At 35.5% G+C, this 8,554-nt stretch carries 6 protein-coding genes; all 6 read left to right on the forward strand.

Going from position 1 to position 8,554, the window contains the following annotated elements; all coding sequences use genetic code 11:
* On the forward strand, nucleotides 1-540 hold a 540-nt coding region (locus AB3X49_RS13770; protein ID WP_367962775.1), incomplete at its 5' end, for a sensor histidine kinase.
* Between the two features lies 1 nt (nucleotide 541).
* The gene (locus tag AB3X49_RS13775; RefSeq protein WP_367962777.1) at nucleotides 542-1,183 is read left to right on the forward strand and encodes a response regulator; all 642 of its coding nucleotides are present in this window, start codon (nucleotides 542-544) and stop codon (nucleotides 1,181-1,183) included.
* A gap of 389 nt (nucleotides 1,184-1,572) precedes the next feature.
* Complete coding sequence (locus AB3X49_RS13780) at nucleotides 1,573-5,814, forward strand: S8 family serine peptidase (RefSeq protein ID WP_367962780.1); 4,242 nt, start codon at nucleotides 1,573-1,575, stop codon at nucleotides 5,812-5,814.
* A 258-nt stretch (nucleotides 5,815-6,072) separates the two neighbouring features.
* Nucleotides 6,073-6,672 (forward strand): TasA family protein, encoded by a 600-nt coding sequence (locus tag AB3X49_RS13785; protein ID WP_000023369.1) that lies wholly within the window; start codon nucleotides 6,073-6,075, stop codon nucleotides 6,670-6,672.
* 199 nt (nucleotides 6,673-6,871) lie between these two features.
* The gene (locus tag AB3X49_RS13790; RefSeq protein ID WP_002125203.1) at nucleotides 6,872-7,558 is read left to right on the forward strand and encodes a CPBP family intramembrane glutamic endopeptidase; all 687 of its coding nucleotides are present in this window, start codon (nucleotides 6,872-6,874) and stop codon (nucleotides 7,556-7,558) included.
* Between the two features lie 23 nt (nucleotides 7,559-7,581).
* Entirely contained in the window at nucleotides 7,582-8,553 is a 972-nt protein-coding gene (locus AB3X49_RS13795; protein WP_367962783.1) for a phosphotransferase enzyme family protein, read from the forward strand.
* Nucleotide 8,554: the final 1 nt, after the last annotated feature.

Genomic DNA, 8,554 nt, shown 5'->3' on the forward strand with positions numbered 1-8,554 from the left:
AGGAATCATCCTTTTTACATAGATTATACCCTAGATTTTAGACAGGTTCTAAAAGATTTAAGAGGAAGCCTAGGAGAAGTTCGTTATTCTATTTATGCTTTAAAACCATATCCGACACAACAATTAGGGCTTAAGCAGGCGATAGCAAGTAAAATAAAATCTTTAAAACAAGAATATGAACTAGATATTACATATCATGAAAGAGGTCATGCACGTACACTCAGCTTTTCAAAAGAAAGAGTTATTTTTGATACATTACAAGAGAGTTTGCAAAACATTGTAAAACATGCACAAGCAGAAAAGACTGATGTTTTACTTAGCTATCAAAGTGAGCACGTGCTTTTAAGGGTTAAGGATAATGGAGTCGGCTTTTCACTATTTGAGTCTATGGTTAAAACGAAGAATGAGCCACATTATGGTATATTACATATGAATGAACAAGCTGAACAATTAGGGGCTACTTTACAGATTGATAGTTCTGTAGGGAAAGGGACAGAAATTACACTATTAATTCCAGATTCACAAACAAGGGGTGCGTAAAATGATTAAGATATTAGTAGTGGATGATCATGCTTTTTTACGAGACGCAATTCGGAGCATACTAGAGGATGAATCTGATATGAAAGTGATTGGAGAAGCTAGCTCTGGGGACGGAGTATTGGGAAAAGTAGAAGAATGCAGACCAGATTGTATTTTGATGGATATTAATCTTCCAGGGAAAAATGGGATTGAAGCCACAGAGTTAGTAAAAAAAAATTATCCAAATTGCCGAGTGCTTGTGTTTACAATGTATGAACATGATGAGTATTTAATGGATGCACTCCAGGCTGGTGCTGATGGTTATTTATTGAAGGATTCATCATCGGAGCAGGTAATAGCAGCAATTCGAATGTTATATCGAGGCGATCCAGTTATTCATCCGCGTATGACTAAAAAATTAATTACATATCATCAGCAAAAAATGAAATTAGAATCAAATGAAAATGAACTGACGGAACGTGAAAAGGAAATTCTTTTTGAATTAGTAAAAGGACTTAGTAATAAAGAAATTGCTGAAGCTCTATATATTAGTGATAAAACAGTTAAAATTCACATCAATAAAATTTTTAAAAAACTAAATGTAAAAAGTCGATCGCAAGCGGTGATTTATGCTGTTCGAAATCAATTGGTTCCGTTGGATTAAATAAGAGATGTTTAAAAGAACTATCGTGTTTCTTTATTCTATATTACAAAGAATAAAGGGCAAGGTAGTTCTTTTGTACTATTTGGGCATAGAATCATTAGAAAAAAATTACTCCTTTTGTTCAATGTTCAGAAAAATCAAAATGTGAAACAATAAAAATAGAATTATTGCTTAACGCTACTAATAATTCATGTTGTAAATCATTGTAGTTGGAAACAATTTATGGGGGCTTTTATAGAAAGAAGATTAGAAGTGTGGGGATGGCGATAGTAGTGTTGGAGATTCTCGATTATTTTAAATAGATTCAAGGTTGATAGAATTGCCAATGCTAAATAGGAGCTCAGAGGATTTATTTTAGAAAAATAATTTTAATAATAAGGAGATGCGCTATGAAGAAGGGGAAATTCGGAAAAATACTTATTGGAACGCTAACTGTTGGTATGTTAATGTCTCAAGGAATTCCATATAACGTATTGGCAGAAGAGGTAAATACAACTACTTTAACTGGGATTGATGATGCAAACGCTATATTGAAAGGTCTTACAAAGGAACAACGTAATGCCTTAAAAACGTTAGATACAAAACAAGGTTTTGTTATTTCACCAGGCATCAATACAGCAAGTCCTGATAATGTGAATGTGATTGTAGAGTTTAAGCAAGCACCTAGCAAAATCGAGATGTTAAAACAAGCAGCTAAAGGGAAAAAAATAGCTCTTTCAACTGCGGAACAAAAGGTAGAAGCATCTCATAAAGAATTTAAATCAGAGTTTGAACAGCTTCAAAAGAATAAAGATAAAGGGAAGAATTTTAAATCTGCCAAAATAACAAGAGAATATAAGAATGCTTTTAATGGTGTAGCAATTTCGTTACCTGCGAATATGATTGAAGACTTAGTTCGCACTGGTATTGTTAAGCGCGTATGGGAAGATAGTGAGGTCAAAATTGATTTGCCGAAAGAAACAGCTAAGACTGCTGCTGAACCCAAAATGGCAGATAGTGTACCGCAAATTGGTGTGGACAAGCTGCATGATGAAAAAATAACAGGTAAAGGAATTAAGGTAGGTGTACTGGACACAGGTATTGATTACAACCACCCGGATTTGAAAGATGCATATAAAGGATATCGTGCAAAGCAAGGTGAAGATCCAAGCAAAATAGATCCGAACTCAATAAAAGGATGGGACTTTGTTAATAATGATGCTGATCCAATGGAGACAACGTATAAGGATTGGCAAAATTCTGGAGGATATCCTGAAATTTATGATGGAAGTGCATATTATACATCCCATGGCACTCATGTAGCTGGGACAATTGCTGCAGACAAACAGAATAGTGTGGATTATGCAGTTAAAGGAGTCGCTCCAGATGTAGATTTATATTCATATCGTGTATTAGGTCCATATGGAAGTGGACAAACAAGCGGTATTCTTGCTGCGATTGATAAAGCAGTGAAAGAAGATATGGATGTTATCAATTTATCACTAGGTGCGTCTATCAATGATCCTTTATATCCTACTTCTGTCGCAGTGAACAATGCGATGTTAGCTGGTGTTGTTACAGTAGTAGCGGCAGGGAACACAGGTCCAGAAGAAGGGACTCTTGGGTCACCTAGTGCAGCAGCGCTTCCAATTACAGTTGGAGCAAGCGATGCTGCGATGAACATTCCAACGTTTTCAGCTAGTGCAGGTGATTTACAAGTGGATAAGATGATGCTACTAGGTAAAAGTTTTACTGATAAAATTGAAGACTTAAAAAGACAATCCATACCCGTGGTATATGCAGGACTTGGGAAATCAGGTGATTTTACAGGGAAAGATGTTAAAGGGAAGTTAGCTCTTATCCAACGCGGTGAGATTACATTTGATGAAAAAATTAAAAATGCTAAGGAAGCAGGCGCAAAGGCGGTAATTGTATACAACAATGTAGATGGGGAAATTACAAGTTATCTTGGGGAAAGTACTGCATCTATTCCATCATTCCGCTTAACAAAAGTAGATGGTGAGAAATTGCAAGCAAAAGCTGTACAAGGGGATGTGTCGTTAGCGTTTGGGGAACTTAGTAATATAAAAACAGAGGGAGATCACTTAGCTGATTTCAGCTCCCGTGGTCCTGCAACTAAAACAGATGATATTAAGCCAGATATTGTAGCACCAGGTGTGTCTATTTTCTCAACTGTTCCTGAATATATTAATGATCCAAAGGATGGAGAAAATTATCCGGTAGCGTATGGACGTATGTCAGGTACATCTATGGCAACTCCTCATACTGCGGGGGTAGCGGCACTCATTTTACAAGAACATCCAAACTATAGTCCATTTGAAGTAAAAGAAGCACTTATGAATACCGCAGTTGACTTAAAAGAAGAGCGTTCTGTATTTGAAGTAGGATCAGGCCGAATTGATGCGTATCGTGCGGTTCATGCAGATACAGCTATCGAGGTTATTGATAAAACATCAAACGTTGTAAATGATGAAGAAGTAGAAATTGAAGAAAAAACAGGTTCTATTGCATTCGGGTATAAAAATCAATTGGGAAATGGACCTATTAAAGATAGTCGAAAAGTCTTAATTAAGAACAGCAGTCAAACAGACGGGAAAGAGTTTAAATTAGAAGTAAAGTTTTCACCAACAAATGTAGGTGTGAAGGACGCAGCGAAGAATGGTGTGAAGCTGAACGTACAAGATTCTATTAAAGTGGCTCCTGGTACATCAGGGGAAATTAGCCCTGAAATTATCATTCCAGAAAACGCTGAATTCGGTAGATATGAGGGATATATTCATATTTCAAATAAAAATAATGAAAAAGAAGTATATCAAGTGCCATTTGCAGTGAAGTTCACAGAAAAGGGGATTGAATCTGTAGATTTGCTGAGAGACGCAATGGCAACAGATGGGTCTAAATTCCATCCATTTATGGAAAGCCCAAGTTCACCGCTGACATTTAAATTAAATAGTCCTCTTGAAACCATTGATGCAGTTGTGAAAGATCGAAAAACAGGAAAGGCATTAGGAGTCGTTGGTACACTTAATGCAAGTAGTCTAACACCGAATGTTGAATATATGATGTTTTCTGGTATGGGAGGATATGTATTTCCGTTCACAGGAGATCCTGCCCATCCAATTGGGGATAAACCTGTTATGTTGCCTGATGGAGATTACGAATTGAACTTCGTTGGATATGATAAAGAAGGGAAATCTTATACAAAAGGCGATAGCATTATCATTGATAATGTCATACCTGAAATGAAATTTACGGATGTACAACCTGGTATTCATGAAGTAAATGATTCTATGTTCAAAGAAGAAGATGGCCAGCGGGCATTATGGGTGCATGGTAATGTTTATGATTCTACAGTGGATGCATTAAAGGCAAAAGGCCTGCAGTATGACCAAAAAGCTAATCAAATTGTATATTATCAGAACTCGGCCTTTCCATCAGGTTGGCTGAATACAATTCAGGCCAATGGTGACTTTAAATTTGGAGTACTTCCAGAAGAAATAAATGAACCGTTAAATTTAAAATTATTTGGATATGACCTCGCAACTGCAGGGAATATGGCAACTGGATATAAAGATTACGTCTTTGTAAAAGAAGGGACAGAATACGCTGTTCCAAGTTATGACAAAGATAAAATAAAATTAGGAGAAAAAATTACGTTAACTTTAAATCTTAATAATGTAAAACAACTTACGGCAGGTACATTTGAAATCCCTTATGATAAGCAGCTATTTAAATTTACAGATGTGAAACCAAATTCAGCGCTTACGGAATATGCAAAACAACATGGATTAAACTTGACATTAGAAGATCCGGCTATAAATACAGAAGGAACTTGGGAAAACAAGGTGAAAGTTGGCGCATCATTGGAAGGAAAAGAATTTAAAGGATTAGATGGAGATACACCATTTTTAGATGTTACATTCGAAATGACGAGCGATGAATATTTTAATAATTTAACTGCATTTGGAGCAGATAAGTTCTCTTATACAAAAGCTGGTGCATCAGAAGGTACTGAGATTCCTGTGTTTAAAGATAAATCTTTTGCTATTGTTTCGAAGCATTCAACAGTTACAGGATATATTGGTCCAGAAGCTTTCTTGAATGAAGAGGGGTATTTAGGTAAGAATGATTACACAAAACTAGGAGCAAAAGTTTACGCAGTTGGCAAGGATGGAAAGAAATATACAGGAACGGTTAATGATAATGGGCAATTTGAAATTCATAGTGTTCCTGTAAGCGATAAAGAATATGATATTTTCGTAGAAATGCCGGGTCATTTAAATAGTAAATTAACTACAAAAATAGGGGAAATGCAAGATGGAGAATTAGTGGGACAAAACTTTAGAGCCGATATGGATGACAACCTTGCAGGTGATGTAAACGGCGATAAAATGGTGGATATTCAAGATGCTAGAATAGCAGCTCTTTCATATGAAAAAGGAAAAGTGGCTGCAAAAGATGGAGATGTCAATCAAGATGGTGTTGTAAATGAAACAGATATTCGTTTTATCGAGAAGAATTTCTTGAAAAAGGGTCGAGATGCTAAAGAAAATCAGAAGCCGAAAGAAAATGTAGGGCCAGTGACGTTAGATAAAATCTTACGTTCTATTGGTTTAGAACCAAAAAAATAAGTGGACAAACTTCTAGAGTAAATAAAGCAATAAGACAATGAATATAAAATTAAATGAGATTGGCTAACAAATAACCGGTAATGATTTACGGTAACATTACCGGTTATTTTAAAAGTAATAGTCGTTTGGGTACATGAAGTAACTAGCTTAAAGTTAGTTCGCTTTCGTTGTGGGACAAGGTAGTTGCTTAATTATTATTGTTTGTGGGCTGGAAATAGGGTTTGTAGTTTAAACTTTAAAAATAGGGGGACTTGTGAAATGAGTATTAAGAAAAAACTTGGTATGGGTGTTGTAACTGCAGCGCTTGGCTTATCTTTAATTAGTGGGGGAACATATGCGTATTTTAGTGATAAGGAAGTATCACAAAACACGTTTGCAGCCGGTACTTTAGATTTGAGTGTTAATCCTGAAGTTGTTATTAATGTCGACAATATTAAACCAGGTGATGAAATGGAGCGTGGTTTTCAATTAGTAAACAAAGGAACCTTAGCAATAGGAGATGTGAAACTTCTGACAGATTACAGTGTAATCGATGCTAAAGGAGATAATGGAAATGCTGATTTTGGTGATCATATCCGTGTTGATTTCTTGTGGAATTTGGATAAAAATGAGGTTCCAATTTGGTCTACTACATTATCTGAATTAAAGGTAGCTACGCAAAACGGAAGTATTCCTGATCTTGTACAAAAAGGTGTTGTAGACCGAGAAGGAAATGGACTTGCTCCTGGTGATGATGATACTTTCTACGTAATGTTCACATTTGTAGATAACGATGAAGAGCAAAATGTATTTCAAGGGGATTCATTGAAGTTAAATTGGACCTTCAACTCAATGCAGACAAAAGGTGAAGAGAAATAAAGATAAATATTATATATGAGAATGAATTGATGAAGAATTGAGGAATAGAATTTTTAATAGTGTAAAGGTTGATTGAGTGAATCAACCTTTTTTATTTTGTGAGAAAATTATGCTTAGATTATTTGAAAAAAAGTAGCTTGAAAGTTACGTTACGTCATCTTTTATACTAAAGAAAATAGGATATAGGGGGATGGTGTAGATGACTTTAAAATGTATGTGGGGATGGAAAGAAATTTTATATTTATTTGTTTTTGTATTTCTGATTGTACCAGTAATGGTTGAATCTCTTTTTTATGATTATGCTTTAAAAATAATAGGGAACTCATTATATGCTGGAGTATTAATGGGACTTATAATGGCAGTGATATTTACATTTTTAGTTTATCTTTTTTGCATAAAAAGATATAAACTGTCGTGGAAAGATATTGGAATTCGGAAGCTTTCATGGAAAGATTTATTGTGGACATTTGTAGCGGTTATTTCTTTGATTGTAGTGAGTGTTGGAGTATTAATGATAATGGAGAAACTGGGGATTTCTTTCGAAAATAGTAAAACGGAGACGATCCAAAATGATAAATCAATATATGCGTTCTGTATCGCGGTAATTGGAGCAGCAGTTATATCACCAATCTATGAAGAAATTTTATATCGAGGTGTTTTTTATACGTTTTTTCGTGATAGATATGGCATATGGGGCGGGGTGCTTATAAGTTCAATAATATTTACCGTTGTTCATATTCCAACATATAACACATTACCGGTGAATTTTTTAAGCGGTGTAGTATTCGCGTGGTTATATGAAAAAACAAATTCTATTTTATCGGCTATGATTGCACACGCACTATTTAATTTCATAGCAGTACTTCTTACATTTATGTCGAATTAAGAAGATATATAGGAGGGATACAAATGGAAATAGCGGTAGAACGTGTTTTTACGAATGAAATTTTAGCAAGAGCAGCAAAGGCATATCATGTAACGGTGGAAGAAAAGCCACTTGGTGATTTTGAAAATTATATTTTTAAGGCGAAGGGTAAAAATAATGAAGATTACGTATTACGCTTAACCCATTCTTCTCATCGGTCTAAAAAAGAGGTAGAGGCCGAACTAGATTTTTTACGGTATGTTGCAGAACATGGGGCAAAAGTGGCGGGACCTCGTAATTCAATATCTCAAAACCTTGTAGAAGAAATTGGAGCGGAAGATGGCACTTTCTTTTTCGCGTCTTTATTTACATATGCACAAGGTGAGCAAGTAAAAGGAGAAGAATCGCCTTATTGGGGAGATGCTTACTTTGAAGCGTGGGGAAAAGCGATTGGACAACTGCACCGCCTTACAATGGATTATCCTAAAACAGACTACCGTGATACGTGGGAAGAGGATGAAAGTAGCATTGTTAATGGATTAGAAGATGAGAAGGTGAAAGGGATTGCCACTGTATTAATGGATGAAATAAAGGCTCTTCCAATCGAAAGAGAAACGTTTGGCCTTATGCATGGCGATATTCATCCAGGTAATTTTCATTATGATGGAAAAGGGCTAACAATCTTTGATTTTGATGACGCTGCCTATAATTACTTCATTCATGATTTGGCAATGGTTCTTTATTACTCTGTTCTTTTTACACCGTGGACATTGGAGAAAAAGACGGAATTTGCTCGTAAACAGTTACAAGTGTTAAGAAAGGGGTACGAATATGAGCACAGGCTGGCGGATAGTTGGTATGAATCGTTACCGTTATTTTTACGGTTACGTGATATAGGCCTATACGGTACGATTCAAAAGAAATTTAAGAGGAAAGATATGCCAGAGGATTTTCAAAAGTTATCAGATGAGTTGTATGAAAGAATTATAAAGCAAGAGGCAATAGTGAATATATAAT

This window comes from Bacillus sp. C30 (genome assembly GCF_040838255.1).
GTDB lineage: Bacteria > Bacillota > Bacilli > Bacillales > Bacillaceae_G > Bacillus_A > Bacillus_A mycoides.